The sequence below is a fragment of the Streptomyces katrae genome (assembly GCF_002028425.1).
Classification (GTDB): Bacteria; Actinomycetota; Actinomycetes; order Streptomycetales; family Streptomycetaceae; genus Streptomyces; species Streptomyces katrae_A.
Genome location: NZ_CP020042.1, coordinates 1,183,114 through 1,200,408, shown reverse-complemented (window position 1 = coordinate 1,200,408; position 17,295 = coordinate 1,183,114). Strand labels below are relative to the sequence as shown.

Below are 17,295 nucleotides of genomic sequence, written 5' to 3'. Positions count from 1 at the left end.
GCCTGGTTTCCTGCAGGGTGCCGCGGGGGGCGGCAGTGGGGGTCAGTCGGTGTGTCCGCCGAGCGGAACCTCGAGCCCGATGCTCTCGGCCGCCACGGCGATGGCGTAGTCGAAGTACGCGGCCTCGTCCTTGACGCTGTCGTGGGTGCGGCTGAAGACCTGGAACACCAGGAGCCCGATGAGGTTGCTCCACAGCACGATGCCGCGCTCGATGATGTCCGAGAACGGAGCCTCGGGCACACCGCCGAAGGCCTCGACGGCGGCCGGCAGCAGCAGCGGCGGACCGGGCACCGCGCGCCGCGGCGGGGTCAGTTCACCGCCCTCCAGGGCGGCCCGGACGATCCCGGCGAGCACGGCGGGGGTCCGCGCGGCGGCCGGGACGGTGTCCTGCGGGGCGTGGTAGCCCGGCACCGGCGAACCGTAGATCAGCGTGAACTCGCCGGGGTTCGCGAAGGACCACTGCCGCAGCGCACGCGTCACGGCGAGCAGCCGCGCCCCCGCCGGGGCGCCGGCGGTGTCGGCCGCCTCCATCGCGGCGCCGGAGGCGTCGTAGGCGCCGATGACGAGCGCGGTCAGCAGGTCGTCCCGGTGCGGGAAGACGGCCTCGACGTCGGCGAGGCCGAGCCCGGCCGCACGGGCCACGCCCTCCAGAGACAGCCCCGCGGCCCCCAGTTCCACCAGCTGCCGGCGGGCGGTCTCCTTGATCGTCTCCGCCGGAGTCGGGTCGGCGTCGTTCGAACGGATTGCTGAAACGTCCATGCCGGAACCGTACCCGCCGCCCCGAACGGCCGTGGCCGCAGCCCGGGGAGCGGTTCCGGCGGACCGCCGGGATCCGGCCACGGCGCTTTGGTGCTTCTGCCCGGCCCTGCGCCCTAGGGTCTGTTGCGAAAGTGGATTTTGAATTGCAATGATCACGGCGTGGGTGCGAGGGGATCTGACGGACCGGCAGTGGGCTCGGCTGGAGCCGTTGCTGCCGACCGGGCAGAAGGCTTGCAGGCCGCGGACGTGGACACGTCGGCAGCTGATCGACGGGATACGGTGGCGGACCCGCGCGGGCACTCCGTGGAAGGTCAGCCCCGAGCGATACGGCCCGTGGGGCCGGGTCTACGACCTGTTTCGCCGGTGGCAGCGCGACGGAACCTGGAAGCGGATCCTGGAGCAACTGCAGGTCCAGGCCGACGCACAGGGACTGATCACCTGGGACGTGAGCGTGGACTCGACCGTCTGCCGCGCCCACCAGCACGCCGCCGGCGCGCGTAAAAGGGGATCTGCAGCGCGAGCCTCCCGTCGGGATCGACGCCGAGCCGGACGACCACGGCCTCGGACGCTCCCGCGGCGGCCTGACTACGAAGATCCACCTCGCGACCGAGCAGGGGCAGAAGCCCCTTTCGTTGCTGATCACCGCCGGGCACCGGCACGACAGCCCGCAGTTCCAGCCCGTCCTCGAACGCATCCGCGCCCCCGAACCGGCCCCGGACGGCCACGCACCACACCCGACAAGGCCCGTGCCGAAAGCCTACGGATCTCGCGTGAACCGCTCCTACCTGCGCAGACGCCGGATCGAATGCACCATCCCGGAGAAGGCCGACCAGGTCCGCAACCGCAAGAAGCTCGGCTCGCGCGGTGGTCGACCACCAGCCTTCGACAAGGAGGACTACAAGGAGCGCCACGCCGTGGAGTGCGGGAGCAATCGGCTGAAACGGCATCGCGCGGTGGCCACGAGGTACGACAAGTTGGCCGTGCGCTACGAGGCGACAGTGCTGATCGCCGCCATCAACGAGTGGCTTTGACCAGCACTGTCGCAACAGACCCTAACCCCAATACCGGTGACTTTGGTTGCGGACGCGGGGGCGGCCTTCGTCTGATCAAGGGTCCACGGTGTGCGGATCGAGCCCGTCCTCCCTCACCCGCAGCGCCATGTCGATCTTCGTGTACGTCGGACGGCCCGCCCGCTGGTACTTCTCCTTGACCCGGTCCAGGTAGTACTTGGCGGTGTTCGGACTGACACCCGCCCGCCGTGCGGTGGCCTTCAGGGTGAGCCCGGAGGCGTAGTCGAGCAGAACCTGGAGCTCCCGCGGCGCCAGCCGCGGCCGGGCCGGGCCGGAGTCGTACGCCCAGGCGAAGGCCAGCTCGGGGGAGTGCGCCGTACCGCCTGCGGCCACTGTCTCCACGGCCCCCACCAGCGTCTCCAGCGAGTGGTCCTTGGTGAGGTAGCCGTCCGCTCCCGCCGCCACCGTCCCGACGATCCGGGCCCGGTCCGCAACCGTACTGATGACCACGACCCGGCTGCCCGCCGCGCACACCCGCCGGACGTTGTCCTCTGGGATGGAACCGTCGCGCAGCACCAGGTCAAGCAGCACCACGTCGGGGGGCCGGCCGCCCACCGCGAGCAGCGCGTCCACCGTCTCCACCGAGGCCAGCAGCCGTAATCGCTCCACCTCGGCCAGCCAGGAGCGCAGCCCCTCGCGCAGCATCCGGTCGTCGTCGACCACGGCCACGGTAATCACGCCGGCCACCGCAGCTCCACGCTGGTCCCCTCTCCCGGGGCGCTGTCGACCTCGGACCGCCCGCCTATCTCGGCCAGCCGGGCGTGGATGGAGCGCCGCAGCCCGCTCCCCGTCCCGGTTCCGCTCCCGCTCCCGGGGGCCGTCGGGTCGAAGCCGACGCCCCGGTCCACCACCCTGACGAACACGCCCCCGGCCGCCCCGACGACCGTCAGGAAGGCCTGTCCGGTCCCGGCGTGGCACCGTACGTTGTTCAGCGCCTCGGACACGGCGGCCGCGAGGGCGATGGCCACGGGTCGGGGCACCGACGGCAGTTCGTGGTACTGGGCGGTGACCTTCAGGCCCAGGCACTCGGCCGAGTGCACCGCCTCCTCCAGCACAGCCCCGACCGCCACCTCCGGGGCCTGCGCACCCGCATCCTCCGGGTCGTCACCACGCTGGATCAGCCGCCGCAGGTACGCCGCCTCGCGGGCGCACCGCTCCCGTACCCCGGGCGCGTTGGCGTCCACCCGGCCTACGGCAATGGTGGTCAGCGTGGCCAGCACGGTGTCGTGCAGGGCTCGGTGGTGCGCGATCCGCTCGGCCTCACGGGCCCGCGCGGCCTCGGCGGTCAGCGCCCGTTCGTTGGCCTCGTCCAGCTGGGTGCCCTGCCGGCGCAGGTACCACCAGAAGACCTTGGCCATCACGGCCGAGGAGACCACCGAGTTCATGTGCCCGACGAGGGCGGATCCGGGAGCCGCCTCCGGACCGATCACCCACAGGTACGCGGCCAGCGTGGTGCCGAGCAGGAGCAGAACGGCCACCACGGCCCGCCTCGGTGCCAGTCCGACACCCGCCGCCGCGCTCACCGACCCGCCCAGCAGGAACAGCCAGCCGTACACGGCCACTCCGGCTCCCCCGGGCACCCAGCCGCCGCCCGCCACCCCGCCGCTCGCCAGGCCCACCAGCAGCGGCACCGCGCACCCGGTCACCAGCACATCGGCCCATACCCAGCGCCGGTCGAACCAGCCCCGTGCGTAGGCGTTCCCGTACAGCCACACACTGGAGGCGAGAACCCCGCCGAACAGCACCCAGGGGAGGACCTCGCCCGGCGCCTTGCGCAGCACGGCCACGAAGCCCGCCACCAGGTGGCTGGCCCGGTACAGGCCGGTCGCCAGCATCATGAACCGCTGGGCACGCTGCAGCCCCGAGCCTTCCCGCACCACAGCCTCCGCCGTGAACACACCCCCCTGAAAGGGTGGGTATCGGAGGCCCAGTGGATCTCGCTAGCTTCTTCGGCGTCAAGCTCGTCCTCAGTCAGTTGTTTCCAGTCAGGAGGGAACGTGGCGCAAAGATTTCGCCGGTTCGGCAGTGTGGCCGTTGCAGTCTTCACGGCGATGTTCGTCATGCTGCTGCCGTCGTCCGCGCAGGCCGCGGAGAACCCGACGATCCGCTACAGCACCACCCCGTACAACGCGCCCATCTACGAGGTAAGGGCCGGTTACAGCTGGGGGTGCCTCGACATCCGCGGCGATACCACCAGTCCCGGTGCCATCATCCAGAGGTACGACTGCAACGGGCACTTGAACCAGCGCTTCACCTTCCACAGCCTGGGCAACGGCAACTTCGCGATCGGCACCTTCGGCGGCGCGCGCTGCGTCGGCCCGCAGGGCGGCTACGCCTACAAGGGCGTCTCCATGATCCAGGCGGACGGCTGGGGCTGCGGTACCTTCACGTGGATCTTCCAGGGTGGCGAGAAGGGCGACCACTGGGAGATCCAGGAGGTCGGCACCGGACTCTGCCTGCACGACACCGGCCGCCGCTCGCCCGTCGTGCTCGGCGACTGCGGCGTCAGCGGTACGCCCTGGCCCAGCATCTGGGTGCCGCGCTTCGACAGGTACTACGACTTCTCCAGGATCGGCTTCTAGGGAGTGCGACAGTGCTGGTCAAAGCCACTCGTTGATGGCGGCGATCAGCACTGTCGCCTCGTAGCGCACGGCCAACTTGTCGTACCTCGTGGCCACCGCGCGATGCCGTTTCAGCCGATTGCTCCCGCACTCCACGTCGAAGGCTGGTGGTCGACCACCGCGCGAGCCGAGCTTCTTGCGGGTGCGGACCTGGTCGGCCTTCTCCGGGATGGTGCATTCGATCCGGCGTCTGCGCAGGTAGGAGTGCCGGCGATCAAGTTTTTCCCCAGGTTGGGCGGTTTGAGCGTCGTGTAATTCCCCATCCCGGTCTCCTAATTGGCCATGGGTAGCGCGGAGGTCGGGATCGAGGGACCTGGTCGTCGCGGAGCAAGGGCGTCTGGGGGCGGGCCGGGTGTCGAAGACGCAGGCCACGGTCGTCATCCGCTTGCGGTTCGGCTTCTCGCCCGGCGCGAGCCGGCCGCGGTGGCCGCCCCGATCGGCAGGCTCAGCTGGCCGCCGCAGTCGGCCCTTCACCGAACCGGGGAACGTCCTCCGCTGTCACGTCCAAGCCCAACCGGCGGAGGCTCAGCGGGTGGCGGAAAACGCCGCCCCGGTCATCACCCGGTCGGCGCTGATCTCCGCCACCAGCTCGGGGCGGACCAGGACCACGTCCAGGGCCTCTCGCGAACCCCAGGCACGCCGCGAACCGCACCCCCGTCCAGGGGTGCCCCGGGCCGGGCCGGGGCTAGTACTCCAGCAGCGGATCGTTTCGTGAGCTGGTGGTTGTCGTTGGCAGGGCATGGTGGGGATGGCTGGGGCCCAGGGGTGGGCTGCGGAGTTGGAGTCGGTGTTCGCGCGGGTGGCGGGCCGGTTCGGACGGGCGGATCTGCGGTGGCGGATGCGGGACTACCTGCGGGGGCTGCTGGCTCCAGTGGCCCGGAAGAACGGCTGGCAGCTGGCCGAGTACGCAGATCACCGCACCCCGGACGGATTCCAAAGACTGCTCAACTCGAGTGTCTGGGACGCGGACGCACTCCGTGACGATGTCCGTGACTACGTCGCAGGCAAACTCGGTCCTGGTGGTGTCCTGATCGTCGACGACACGGGGTTCATCCTCCGTGGCAGAGATCCGACGGCTCCTGGAACATCTCCTGCCCCACCACCGAACAAGCCGACCTCGTCCACGAGATCACGCACTGAACTGGTCCCACTGGCGCCGACGCCGCCAGGCCACCGCCCAGCGCAGTCACTACCTGAGAAGAACCAGCTCAGGACACGATCCGCTGCTGGAGTACTAGGCGGCCCGGGTCAGTACGCGGGTGGTGCTGCCGTCGTCCTCGGTGACGTCCCGGACGTGCTCGAACCCGATCCGCTCCAGCAAGGCCAGCGAGGCGCCGTTCTCCGCGGCCACGGTGGCGTGCACCTCGGCCAGTCCGAGGGCGGCGAAGCCGTACTCCACCAGGGCCCGCGCCAGCTCGGTCCCCAGCCCCGCACCCCAGGCCGCGGGCGCCAGGGCGTAGATGATCTCGTGGCCGGCGACCGCGTCCGTCCGTTTGATCTCGGCGTGCCCGATCAGCTCGCCGTCGAGGCGGACGGCCCAGACGTCGAACAGGTTCCCGGCGTAGACCTTGGTGAAGATCCGGCCGAACAGGGCCCGGTCCTCCTCCTCGGTGGCGGGGCCGTCGCCCATCCACCGGGACACCCGCACGTCCTGGAAGAGGGTCACGAAATCCTCCTCGTCCGCGGGGACGTAGGGGCTCAGCAGCAGGCGCTCGGTGCGCAGGACAGGGGTCATGGGCGGCGACGCTAACCGGCCGCAGCCGGGGCGGCAAACGGTTTGACGGTCCGCCCGCGCGGGAAGCGGGTGAGCCGTGTCTCACCCGGGCGGCGGCACTTGTCTATGCAACGAGTTGCATAGAAGGATCGGGGCATGGCGCTCGACCACGCGATCCTCGTCTCCCTCCTGGAGATGCCGGGCTCCGGATACGAACTGGCCCGCCGGTTCGACCGGTCCATCGGCTACTTCTGGACCGCCACCCACCAGCAGATCTACCGCGTCCTGGGGCGCATGGCCGCCGACGGCCTGCTCACCGTCCGCGAAGTGCCCCAGCAGGGGCGGCCGGACAAGAAGGAGTACGCCGTCGCCGCGCCCGGCCGCGCCGCCCTCTCCCGGTGGCTGCACGAGCCGATCGAGCCCGAGAGCATGCGCCACGAGCTGGCCGTCAAGATCCGCGGCGCGGCCTTCGACGACCCCGCCGCCCTCATCCGCGAGGTCGAACGCCACCGCAGCGCCCACGGCGACCGCCTCGCGCACTACCTCGCGGGCGAGCGGCGCGACTTCACCGGCCCCGGCGCCCCCGCCCCGCTCGACGCCGGGCAGGAGCTCCAGCACGTCGTGCTGCGCGGCGGCATCGCGTACGAGCGGATGACCATCGCCTGGCTGGACGACGTCCTGGCCACCCTCCACCGCATCGGGGCGGCGACACCGCCCGCCTGACCGCAAGACCCGTCACTACTCCCCGGAAGGCGACCCCTCATGGCCGACTCCCTCCTGTTCAACCCGCGCACCTACGACCCCGCGCACTTCGACCCCGAGACCCGCCGCCTGCTGCGCGCCACCGTGGACTGGTTCGAGGAGCGCGGCAAGCGCAAGCTGCTGGAGGACTACCGCACCCGCGCCTGGCTCGCGGACTTCCTCGCCTTCGCCGCCAAGGAAGACCTGTTCGCCACCTTCCTCACCCCGGCCTCCGCCGCCGGCCGGGAGGACCAGCGCTGGGACACCGCCCGCATCGCCGCACTCAACGAGATCCTCGGCTTCTACGGCCTCGACTACTGGTACGCCTGGCAGGTGACCATCCTCGGCCTGGGCCCGGTCTGGCAGAGCGAGAACGCCGCCGCCCGCGCCCGCGCCGCCGAACTCCTCTCCCAGGGCGAGGTGTTCGCCTTCGGCCTGTCCGAGCGCACCCACGGCGCCGACATCTACTCCACCGACATGCTCCTGGAGCCCGACGGCGACGGCGGCTTCCTGGCGACCGGCTCCAAGTACTACATCGGCAACGGCAACGCCGCAGGCCTGGTCTCCGTCTTCGGCCGCCGCACCGACGTCGAGGGCCCGGACGGCTACGTCTTCTTCGCCGCCGACAGCCGCCACCCCGCCTACGGCCTCGTCCAGAACGTGGTCCACTCCTCCAAGTACGTCAGCGAGTTCCGGCTGGAGCGCTACCCGGTGGCCGCCGAGGACGTGCTGCACACCGGCCGCGCCGCCTTCGACGCCGCCCTCAACACCGTCAACGTCGGCAAGTTCAACCTCTGCACCGCCTCCATCGGCATCTGCGAGCACGCGATGTACGAGGCCGTCACCCACGCGCAGAACCGGGTCCTCTACGGCCGCCCGGTCACCGCCTTCCCGCACGTGCGCCGCGAGCTGGCCGACGCCTACGTGCGCCTGGTCGGCATGAAGCTGTTCAGCGACCGCGCCGTGGACTACTTCCGCTCCGCCGGGCCCGAGGACCGCCGCTACCTCCTCTTCAACCCGATGACGAAGATGAAGGTGACCACCGAGGGCGAGAAGGTCATCGACCTGATGTGGGACGTCATCGCCGCCAAGGGCTTCGAGAAGGACACCTACTTCGCCAACGCCGCCGTCGAGATCCGCGGCCTGCCCAAGCTCGAGGGCACCGTCCACGTCAACCTCGCGCTGATCCTCAAGTTCATGCGCAACCACCTGCTGGAGCCGGTCGAGTACCCGGCCGTGCCGACCCGCCTGGACGCTGCCGACGACGACTTCCTGTTCCGGCAGGGCCCGGCCCGCGGCCTGGGCTCCGTACGCTTCCACGACTGGCGGCCCGCCTTCGACGCGTACGCAGGCGTGCCGAACGTCGCCCGCTTCCGCGAGCAGGCCGACGCCCTGTGCGCGTTCGTCGCCACCATCGCCCCCGACGAGGTGCAGAGCCGCGACCTCGACTTCCTGCTCTCCGTCGGCCAGCTCTTCGCCCTGGTGGTGCACGGCCAGCTGATCCTGGAACAGGCCCGCCTCACGGACCTGGACCGCGACGTCCTCGACGAGCTGTTCTCCGTCCTCGTCCGCGACTTCTCCGGCCACGCCGTCGAACTGCACGGCAAGGACTCCGCGACCGTGGCGCAGCAGGAGTGGGCGCTCGGCGCGGTGCGCCGCCCGGTCGTCGACGAGGCCCGCGCGGCGCGGGTCTGGGAGCGCGTCGAGGCCCTTTCCGGGGCCTACGAGATGGCACCGTAACGGGGCCGGTCCGCCGGCGGGGCCCGGGGCGCGGTCCCCGGCCCGGCCGGCGGGCGGTCAGGCGGCCGGCTTGCCGGGCCGGTCGTGGGTGGCGCCGGGCGTCCGGGGCGGGTTCCCGGCCACCGGCCGTCCGGCATGCGGCCGTCCGGGGGACCCGGTAGCGTCGGAAGGGTACGTTCCGCCCAACCGCCGGGGCGCTGTCCGGCAACGGCAGCCGTGCGCGCCGGCAGAGGAACGGGATCCCATGGCGAAGCACACCCGCAACACGGCGGCCGCAGCGGCCGCCCTGGTCTGCCTGGCCGCCGTCACGGCGGCGCCGGCCGCCGCCGCCCCCACCCCGGCGGCACCCGCGCGGTTCGTGCCCGGCCCCTGCCCGAAGACGGCCGAGCCGGTCCCCGAGCTGGCCAAGGCGCGCTGCGGATTCCTGGAGGTCCCCGAGAACCGGGCCCGTCCCGGCGGCCGGACCATCAAGCTGGCCACGGCGGTCATCCCGGCCGTCTCGGCCAAGCCCGCCGCGGAGCCCGTGGTGTTCATGGCGGGCGGCCCCGGAGGCGAGACCTTCGACGACATCCCGTTCCTGACCGCGGCCGGCGTGAACCGGGACCACGACCTGATCATCATGGCGCAGCGGGGGAACCGCTACGACCGGCCCAACCTGGCCTGCCCGGAGGTCGACCGCTTCAACGCGCGCTACGTGGGCCTCGGTTACGACTCGGCGCAGGCCAAGTCGCAGATGCTGGACGCCTTCAAGCAGTGCCGGGACCGTCTGACGGCCGACGGGACCGACCTCGGGGCCTACAACACCGTGGATAACGCGGCGGACTTCGTCGACCTGCGCACGGCGCTCGGCATCGCGCAGTGGAACGTCTACGGATACTCCTACGGGACCAACCTGGCCCTCACCTATCTGCGCACCCACCCCGAGGGGATCCGCGCGGTGGCGATCGACTCGGTCACGCCCCCGCAGAGCGTGGTCCTGCCCTGGGGCTGGCCCAGCGCACAGGAGGGCATCGGCGCCATCCTCGACGCGTGCGCGGCCCAGCCGGCCTGCAAGAGCCGCTACCCGGACCTGCGCAAGACGCTGGACGAGCAGGTGAAGCGGCTGGAGGCGAAGCCGCTGACGCTGACCGCCGCCCCGCCGAAGGGCGGGGCCCCGGTGAAGGTGGTCCTCGACGGGGGAGCCGTGCTCGGCGTGCTCGTCGCCAACACCATCAAGCCGGCCGACCTCCCGGCGGCGATCGACGAACTGGCCCACGGGAACCCGGAGCGCTTCGCCCGGGCCCGGGCGGTCGACTCCGTCCAGGCGACCGGCATGACCGCGCACGGGCTGACGGAGTCGGTGGCCTGCGCCGAGTGGACGCCGGGGGTCACCGAATCCGCGGTGCTGGACGCGGGCCGCAAGGCCTTCCCCGGGTGGCCGGACACCGTCCTGGCCCAGACACCGCAGCTCCCCTTCCAGCTCGACGTGTGCCGGACCTGGAACGTTCCCGACCGGGCCGCCCAGCAGCGGGTGGCCGCCGTCAGCTCCGTACCCACGCTCCTCCTCTCCGGGACCTTCGACCAGAAGACCGGCGCAGGCTTCGCGAAGGACGCCTCCCGCACGCTGTCCCGCTCGACCTCCGTGAAGATCCCCGGCATCACGCACTGGGTGGTCCCGCAGTCGCCCTGCGCGGCCAAGGTGCTCGCCTCCTTCCTCGCCCGCCCGGCCGCCCCCGACACCGGCTGCGTGGCCGGCCTGGAGCCGGCGCCGTTCACCATCACCCCGAAGTGACCGGGAGGACCGATGCCCCGCACCGACGCGTCCCGCCCCCGCCGCACCGTGCGACGGCTGCACGCCTCCTCCGCCGGCCTGGCGGCCGGCCTGCTCCTCACCGGCCTGTTCGGCGCGCCCGTCCAGGCGTACGGCGCCGCCACCCCGCCCCCGGCGCCCCTCGGCACCGTCGCCGGGACGGCCGGCGACGCCCGCTACACACCGGGCGCCTGCCCCAGGACGCCCGAGCCGGTCGCCGAGCTCGACGGCGCCCGCTGCGGAACGCTCACCGTCCCCGAGAACCGGACCAGACCGGACGGCCGCAAGATCACGCTCGGGGTGGCGATCGTGCCGGCGCTCGCCGCGACGCCACGGCCCGACCCGATCGTCTGGCTCGCCGGAGGACCCGGGGACGACGCCGTCGGCGAGGCGAAGATGGCCGTCGACGGCGGCCTCAACCGCGACCGCGACGTGATCTTCATGTCCCAGCGCGGCACGTACTCGGCCGACCCGGCCCTCACCTGCCCGGACATCGACGAGTTCAACGCCCGCGCGACCGGCCTCGCCTACGCCTCGCCCGACTCCGAACGCCTGCACCTCCAGGCCACGAAGGCCTGCCGCGACCGGCTCGTCGGCCTCGGGGCCGACCTCGGCGCCTACAACGACACCGAGAGCTCCGCCGACCTCGCGGACCTGCGCGGCGCGCTGGGCGTGGCGCAGTGGAACCTGTACGGCATCTCCTACGGCACCCAGCTGGCGCTCGTCACCATGCGCCTGCACCCGCAAGGGATCCGGTCGGTCGGCATCGACGGCATCCTGCCGCCCTCCACGGCCGGTGAGGCCCTGACCTGGAGCGCCGCCAAGCAGGGCTTCGACGGCCTGTTCAAGGCCTGCGCCGAGCAGCCCGCCTGCAACGACCGCTACCCGAACCTGTCGGCCACCTTCGAACGCCTCGTGCGCGAACTCCAGGCCAAGCCGGTCACCACCACCGTCACCCTGCCCGACACCCACAAGCAGGTGAAGGTGCTCCTCGACGGCGCGGCCCTGGTGAACTGGCTGACCTCCGCCACCCACGTCGCGGCCCAGGTGCCGCGCGCCCTCGACGAACTGGACCACGGCAAGCCCCAGCGCATCGCCGAGCAGTGGTCGGTCGGCAAGTACTCGCCCCAGGCCGTCGGCCGGCTCTCCCACGGGCTGGTCTACGGCGTGTTCTGCAGCGAGTGGACCCCGTACGCGGCCCGGGACGCGGCCCTGCGCGGCGGCGAGGAGGCCTTCCCGTCCTTCCCGCGCGCGGTCCAGTCCCAGGCACCGCAGCTGGCCTACCTCCACCAGGACTGCGACACCTGGAACGTCCCCGCCGCACCGCGCTCGATCCGGGACGTCACCAAGAGCGACATCCCCACGCTGGCCCTCTCGGGCGGCTTCGACTCCCAGACCGGAGCGGCCAACGGCCCGTACGTCGCCCGCACCCTGTCCCGGGCCACCGTCGTCACCGTCCCCTACGAGCCCCACGTGGTCTTCGCGACCTCGAAGTGCGCCCAGACCATCGCGGTCTCCTTCTTCGACACCCCGACGACCCCGGACACGCAATGCCTCAAGGGCCTCAAGCCCCCGGCGTTCGAGACGGGCCCCTGACGGGACAGCCGGCCCACCGGCGGCCGTCCGGAGCCGTCCGGAGTGACAACGGGCCACATGCCGGAACCCATGCTTGACCGATCAACCTGCGGCGACGTAGCTTCGGGCGCAACGACTCGTGAGCTCAGGGAAGGAGGCGACGTCGGATGCCGACCGTCTCCGCGCCGCTGCGCCCCGCCCACGAGGTCGCCTGGGCCCCCGGCCGTGTAGCCCACGGCTGCTGAACGGCCCCTCCCTCCCGGTGCGCCCGCCCGCGGCCCCGGCCCCGCTTCTCCCCACACACCGCCTGCGGTACGCCGACGCGTGCCGACGTGCGCTCCCCGGACTCATCGAGCTCCGGGCTCTTCGAGCTGCGCCACCGAAAGAGAAAGCTCCTGAAATATGGCGACCAGTACACCCACACCCTTTATCACGGTCAACGGGCAGGAAACCCCCCTCGCACCGGCCGCCCCCCACACCACGGTGCTGGACTTCCTGCGTGAGCGCGGGCTGACCGGCACCAAGGAGGGCTGCGCCGAGGGCGAATGCGGAGCCTGTTCGGTCCTGGTGGCCCGGCCCGGTGTGGACAGGCCCACCGACTGGGTGGCCGTCAACGCCTGCCTGGTCCCGGCCGCGGCGCTCGACGGCCAGGAGGTGATCACCTCCGAGGGCCTGGCCACCCCGGGCGAGCCCGGCACCCCGCCCACCCTGCACCCCGTACAGGAGGAGATGGCGGTCCGCGGCGGCTCCCAATGCGGCTACTGCACCCCGGGGTTCGTGTGCAGCATGGCCGCCGAGTACTACCGCCCCGGCCGCTGCGCCCACCCCACCCCCGCCGAGGAAGGCCGCCCCGGGCACGGCGACGCCGGGCACGGCGACCCCGAGCACGGCCCGAACGGCTTCGACCTGCACGCGCTGAGCGGGAACCTGTGCCGCTGCACCGGATACCGCCCGATCCGCGACGCCGCGTTCGCCGTCGGCGCGCCCGCCGGGGACGACCCGCTCGCCCGGCGCCGCGAACAGTCCCCGCCCGAACCGGCCGCCACCGCCTACACCCGCGACGACAGCAGCTTCCTGCGGCCGGGCAGCCTGGCCGAGGCGCTGGAGCTGCTGCGCGAGCGGCCCGACGCCGTCGTCGTCGCCGGCAGCACCGACTGGGGCGTCGAGGTCAACATCCGCTCCCGCCGGGCCCCTTGCGTCATCGCCGTCGACCGGCTGCCCGAACTGCGCTCCCTGCACATCGGATCCGGCCACATCGAGATCGGCGCCGCGCAGACCCTCACCGAGATCGAACGCCGCCTCGACGGCGCCGTACCCCTCCTGGCCGAGCTGTTCCCCCAGTTCGCCTCCCGCCTCATCCGCAACAGCGCCACCCTCGGCGGCAACCTCGGCACCGGCTCGCCCATCGGCGACAGCCCGCCGGTCCTGCTCGCCCTGGAGGCGTCGGTGGTGCTCGCCGGCGCCGACGGCGAACGCGAAGTCCCCCTCTGCGACTACTTCACCGGCTACCGGCAGAGCGTGCGCCGCCCCGGCGAGCTGATCCGCGCCGTACGCGTCCCCCTGCCGCTGTCGCCCGTCACGGCCTTCCACAAGATCGCCAAGCGGCGGTTCGACGACATCTCCAGCGTCGCCGTCGCCTTCGCCCTCGACATCCAGGACGGGACCGTCCGCAAGGCGCGCATCGGCCTGGGCGGCGTGGCCGCCACCCCGATCCGCGCCCTCGCCGCCGAGGCCGCCCTGGAGGGCAGGGCCTGGACGGCCGAGACCGCCCAGGCCGCCGCCGAGGTGCTCAAGACCCAGGGAACCCCCATGGACGACCACCGCGCCAGCGCCGGGTACCGCTCCGCGATGCTCGGCCAGAGCCTTCTCAAGCTGTACGCCCAGACCACCGAGGCGGTGTCTTCGTGAGCCAGTTGTCCCAGCGCCCCGAGAAGCCCGCCGTCGGACTTCCCCTCCCGCACGAGAGCGCCAACCTGCACGTCACCGGCGCCGCGCTCTACACCGACGACCTGATCCACCGCACCAAGGACGTCCTGCACGCCCACCCGGTCCAGGTGATGAAGGCCCACGGCAGGATCACCGCCCTGCGCACCGCAGCCGCGCTCGCCGTGCCCGGCGTGGTCCGCGTGCTGACCGCCGCCGACGTGCCCGGCGTCAACGACGCCGGCATGAAGCACGACGAACCGCTCTTCCCCGACACGGTCATGTTCCACGGCCACGCCGTCGCCTGGGTGCTCGGCGAAACCCTGGAGGCCGCCCGGCTCGGTGCGGCGGCCGTCGAGGTGGAACTCGACGAACAGCCGTCGGTCGTCACGCTGTCGGAGGCGATCGCCGCCGGGAGCTTCCACGGCGCCCGGCCCGTGATGCTGGCCGGCGACGTCGACGCCGGATTCGCCGACTCCGTCCACGTGTTCACCGGCGAGTTCCAGTTCTCCGAACAGGAACACTTCTACCTCGAGACCCATGCGGCGCTGGCCCACATCGACGAGGCCGGGCAGGTCTTCGTCCAGAGCAGCACCCAGCACCCCTCGGAGACCCAGGAGATCGTCGCCCACGTCCTCGGCCTGCACAGCCACGAGGTGACCGTGCAGTGCCTGCGTATGGGCGGCGGCTTCGGCGGCAAGGAGATGCAGCCGCACGGATTCGCGGCCGTCGCCGCCCTCGGCGCCAAGCTCACCGGCCGGCCCGTCCGGGTACGTCTCAACCGGACCCAGGACCTGACCATGTCGGGCAAGCGGCACGGCTTCCACGCCGCCTGGAAGATCGGCTTCGACGCCGACGGCCGCATCCAGGCCCTGGACGCCACCCTGACCGCGGACGGCGGCTGGAGCCTGGACCTGTCCGAGCCGGTGGTGGCCCGCGCCCTCTGCCACATCGACAACACCTACTGGATCCCCCACGCGCGCGTCGCCGGGCGCATCGCCAAGACCCACAAGGTCTCCAACACCGCCTTCCGCGGCTTCGGCGGCCCCCAGGGCATGCTCGTGATCGAGGACATCATGGGCCGCTGCGCGCCGCTGCTCGGCCTCGACCCGACGGAACTGCGGGAACGCAACTTCTACCGCGAGGGCCAGCACACCCCGTACGGGCAGCCGGTCACCCAGCCCGGGCGGATCTCCGCCGTCTGGGAGCAGGTCAAGGAGAGCGGCGGACTGGCCGACCGGCGGCGTGAGATCGCTGCCTTCAACGCCGCGCACCCGCACACCAAGCGGGCCATCGCCCTCACCGGCATCAAGTTCGGCATCTCCTTCAACCTCACCGCCTTCAACCAGGGCGGCGCACTGGTGCTGATCTACAAGGACGGCTCGGTCCTGATCAACCACGGCGGCACCGAGATGGGCCAGGGCCTGCACACCAAGATGATCCAGGTCGCCGCCACCACCCTGGGCGTCCCCCTGCACAAGGTGCGGCTGGCACCGACCCGCACCGACAAGGTGCCCAACACCTCCGCCACCGCCGCCAGCGCCGGGGCGGACCTCAACGGCGCGGCCGTGAAGAACGCCTGCGAGCAGCTGCGCGGACGGCTGCTGGAGGTGGCCGGAACCCAGCTGGGCGCCAACGCCTCCGACGTGCGCATCGTCGAGGGCGTCGCCCGCGCCCTGGGCAGCGACCGCGAACTGGCCTGGGACGACCTCGTGCGCACCGCCTACCTCCAGCGCGTCCAGCTCTCGGCGGCCGGCTTCTACCGCACCGAGGGACTGCACTGGGACGCGAAGGCCTTCAAGGGCTCGCCGTTCAAGTACTTCGCCCACGGCGCCGCCGCCACCGAGGTGGAGGTGGACGGATTCACCGGCGCGTACCGCATCCGTCGCGTGGACATCGTGCACGACGTCGGCGACAGCCTGTCCCCGATGATCGACATCGGCCAGGTCGAGGGCGGCTTCGTCCAGGGCGCGGGCTGGCTGACCCTGGAGGACATGCGCTGGGACACCGGCGACGGCCCGAACCGCGGCCGTCTGCTGACCCAGGCCGCCAGCACCTACAAGCTGCCCAGCTTCTCGGAGATGCCCGAGGAGTTCAACGTCACGCTGCTGCAGAACGCCACCGAGGAAGGGGCGGTCTACGGCTCGAAGGCGGTCGGCGAACCCCCGCTGATGCTGGCGTTCTCGGTGCGCGAGGCGCTGCGGCAGGCCGCCGCGGCCTTCGGGCCCGCCGGGGTCAGCGTGGAACTCGCCTCCCCCGCGACGCCGGAGGCGGTGTACTGGGCCCTGGAAGCGGCCCGTGCCGCCGCCACGGCCCGCACCGGCGGCGCGAGCGCCCTGAGCCATGCCTGAACTGACCTGGGTGGCCGCGGTCGCGCGGTTGCGGGCGCGCCGGGAACCCGGCGCGCTCGTGACCGTCGCGGCCGTGCGCGGCCACGCACCCCGCAAGGCCGGCGCCAAACTCGTCGTCGGACGGACCGAGACCTGGGGCTCGGTCGGCGGCGGCAACATCGAGGCCGTCGCCATCGACCGGGCCCGCGAGGTGCTCGCCAGGCCCGACGCGGAACCGGAACTGATGGAATTCGCCCTCAACGACAAGGCCACCGGCCGGCACGGCGTGCAGTGCTGCGGCGGAGCCGTCAGCGTCCTGCTCGAACCCCTGCCGGTGGTCCCGGCAGTGGCGGTCTTCGGCGTCGGACACGTCGGCCTCGAACTGGCCCGCATCCTGGCCCGCTTCGACCTCGATCTCCACCTGATCGACACCCGCCCCGGCCAGCTCGCCGACGACCGGCTCGCCGTGCTCGCGGACGCCGTGGCGCAGGTCCACGTCCACCACACCCCCCTGCTCCCGGAGGAGGTCCTCACCGAACTGGCCCCCGGCACCCACGTCCTGATCATGACCCACGACCACGCCGAGGACGCCGCCCTGTGCGACGCCGCCCTGCGCACCCCGGGGCTGGGCACGATCGGCCTGATCGGCTCGGCCGCCAAATGGGCCCGCTTCCGCCACCGCCTGTCCACCGAGGGCGGCCACGACGACACGACGATCGACCGGATCAAGACCCCGATCGGCCTGACGGAGATCACCGGCAAGGAACCGGCCGCGATCGCGGTGGGCGTCGCGGCGGACCTGCTGCGCACCTTCGAACGCGACCGCACCTGACCCCCGCCCGGCCGCAGCCCCCCGCCCGGCCGGGCCCCGCGCCGCACCACGCACCCTCAGCCCCACGCGCGGTGCCGGGCCCGTCCCGGCCACGGGCGCCTCCAGCCTCAGCAGTGCGACGGCATGGCCGTCGCGGCGCCAGGAGACCGCACCCGCCCGGGCCGCCGGCTGGCCGCAGGCCCCGCCGACGGAAAATCCTCG

13 protein-coding genes and 3 pseudogenes are annotated in these 17,295 nt (G+C 72.3%); 11 read left to right on the top strand and 5 right to left on the bottom strand.

Annotation, left to right across the window (positions count from 1 at the left end):
* Positions 1 to 42: 42 nt before the first annotated feature.
* Positions 43 to 759 carry a TetR/AcrR family transcriptional regulator gene (locus B4U46_RS05475; protein WP_079424557.1) on the bottom strand — a complete coding sequence of 239 codons (717 nt, stop codon included), beginning with the start codon at positions 757 to 759 and terminating at the stop codon, positions 43 to 45.
* 148 nt (positions 760 to 907) lie between these two features.
* On the opposite strand from B4U46_RS05475, the pseudogene B4U46_RS40590 reads away from it, so the two are divergent.
* Positions 908 to 1,252: pseudogene (locus B4U46_RS40590) on the top strand (transposase); the annotation flags it as partial.
* Positions 1,253 to 1,268: 16 nt separating this feature from the next.
* Positions 1,269 to 1,790 (top strand): IS5 family transposase, encoded by a 522-nt coding sequence (locus B4U46_RS40585; RefSeq protein ID WP_420543172.1) that lies wholly within the window; start codon positions 1,269 to 1,271, stop codon positions 1,788 to 1,790.
* Between the two features lie 75 nt (positions 1,791 to 1,865).
* Here B4U46_RS40585 and B4U46_RS05465 read toward each other — a convergent pair whose 3' ends face one another.
* Positions 1,866 to 2,516: a response regulator transcription factor gene (locus tag B4U46_RS05465; RefSeq protein WP_079424555.1), complete on the bottom strand. Its 651-nt coding sequence runs from the start codon at positions 2,514 to 2,516 to the stop codon at positions 1,866 to 1,868.
* On the bottom strand, positions 2,504 to 3,706 hold the full coding sequence (locus tag B4U46_RS05460; RefSeq protein WP_079424554.1) for a sensor histidine kinase: 1,203 nt from the start codon (positions 3,704 to 3,706) through the stop codon (positions 2,504 to 2,506). Before B4U46_RS05460 ends, B4U46_RS05465 begins: the two co-directional genes overlap by 13 nt.
* Before the next feature lie 150 nt (positions 3,707 to 3,856).
* Here B4U46_RS05460 and B4U46_RS05455 point away from each other — a divergent pair, with 150 nt between their 5' ends.
* Entirely contained in the window at positions 3,857 to 4,411 is a 555-nt protein-coding gene (locus B4U46_RS05455; protein WP_079424552.1) for an RICIN domain-containing protein, read from the top strand.
* Positions 4,412 to 4,429: 18 nt separating this feature from the next.
* Here the strand turns inward: B4U46_RS05455 and B4U46_RS05450 are convergent.
* A pseudogene (locus tag B4U46_RS05450) lies at positions 4,430 to 4,663 on the bottom strand (IS5/IS1182 family transposase); the annotation flags it as partial.
* A gap of 535 nt (positions 4,664 to 5,198) precedes the next feature.
* On the opposite strand from B4U46_RS05450, the pseudogene B4U46_RS39845 reads away from it, so the two are divergent.
* Positions 5,199 to 5,513 (top strand): annotated as a pseudogene (locus B4U46_RS39845) (transposase); the annotation flags it as partial.
* Between the two features lie 171 nt (positions 5,514 to 5,684).
* On the opposite strand, the gene B4U46_RS05435 reads toward B4U46_RS39845, so the two are convergent.
* Positions 5,685 to 6,185, bottom strand: coding sequence for a GNAT family N-acetyltransferase (locus B4U46_RS05435; protein ID WP_079424550.1), 501 nt, complete (start codon positions 6,183 to 6,185; stop codon positions 5,685 to 5,687).
* 135 nt (positions 6,186 to 6,320) lie between these two features.
* Between B4U46_RS05435 and B4U46_RS05430 the strand changes: the two genes are divergently transcribed.
* The 7 genes from B4U46_RS05430 (at position 6,321) to xdhC (ending at position 17,094) form a co-directional block, all read left to right on the top strand.
* Positions 6,321 to 6,887 (top strand): PadR family transcriptional regulator, encoded by a 567-nt coding sequence (locus B4U46_RS05430; protein WP_079424548.1) that lies wholly within the window; start codon positions 6,321 to 6,323, stop codon positions 6,885 to 6,887.
* A 39-nt stretch (positions 6,888 to 6,926) separates the two neighbouring features.
* Complete coding sequence (locus B4U46_RS05425) at positions 6,927 to 8,645, top strand: acyl-CoA dehydrogenase family protein (protein ID WP_079424546.1); 1,719 nt, start codon at positions 6,927 to 6,929, stop codon at positions 8,643 to 8,645.
* A gap of 244 nt (positions 8,646 to 8,889) precedes the next feature.
* The gene (locus B4U46_RS05420) at positions 8,890 to 10,416 is read left to right on the top strand and encodes an alpha/beta fold hydrolase (protein WP_079424545.1); all 1,527 of its coding nucleotides are present in this window, start codon (positions 8,890 to 8,892) and stop codon (positions 10,414 to 10,416) included.
* A gap of 12 nt (positions 10,417 to 10,428) precedes the next feature.
* Positions 10,429 to 12,030 carry an alpha/beta fold hydrolase gene (locus B4U46_RS05415; RefSeq protein ID WP_079424543.1) on the top strand — a complete coding sequence of 534 codons (1,602 nt, stop codon included), beginning with the start codon at positions 10,429 to 10,431 and terminating at the stop codon, positions 12,028 to 12,030.
* A 381-nt stretch (positions 12,031 to 12,411) separates the two neighbouring features.
* On the top strand, positions 12,412 to 13,917 hold the full coding sequence (locus B4U46_RS05410) for a xanthine dehydrogenase small subunit (protein WP_079424542.1): 1,506 nt from the start codon (positions 12,412 to 12,414) through the stop codon (positions 13,915 to 13,917).
* Complete coding sequence (gene xdhB / locus B4U46_RS05405; protein ID WP_079424540.1) at positions 13,914 to 16,283, top strand: xanthine dehydrogenase molybdopterin binding subunit; 2,370 nt, start codon at positions 13,914 to 13,916, stop codon at positions 16,281 to 16,283. Before B4U46_RS05410 ends, xdhB begins: the two co-directional genes overlap by 4 nt.
* Positions 16,276 to 17,094, top strand: coding sequence for a xanthine dehydrogenase accessory protein XdhC (gene xdhC / locus B4U46_RS05400; RefSeq protein ID WP_079424538.1), 819 nt, complete (start codon positions 16,276 to 16,278; stop codon positions 17,092 to 17,094). The genes xdhB and xdhC overlap by 8 nt, the downstream gene beginning before the upstream one ends.
* Positions 17,095 to 17,295: the final 201 nt, after the last annotated feature.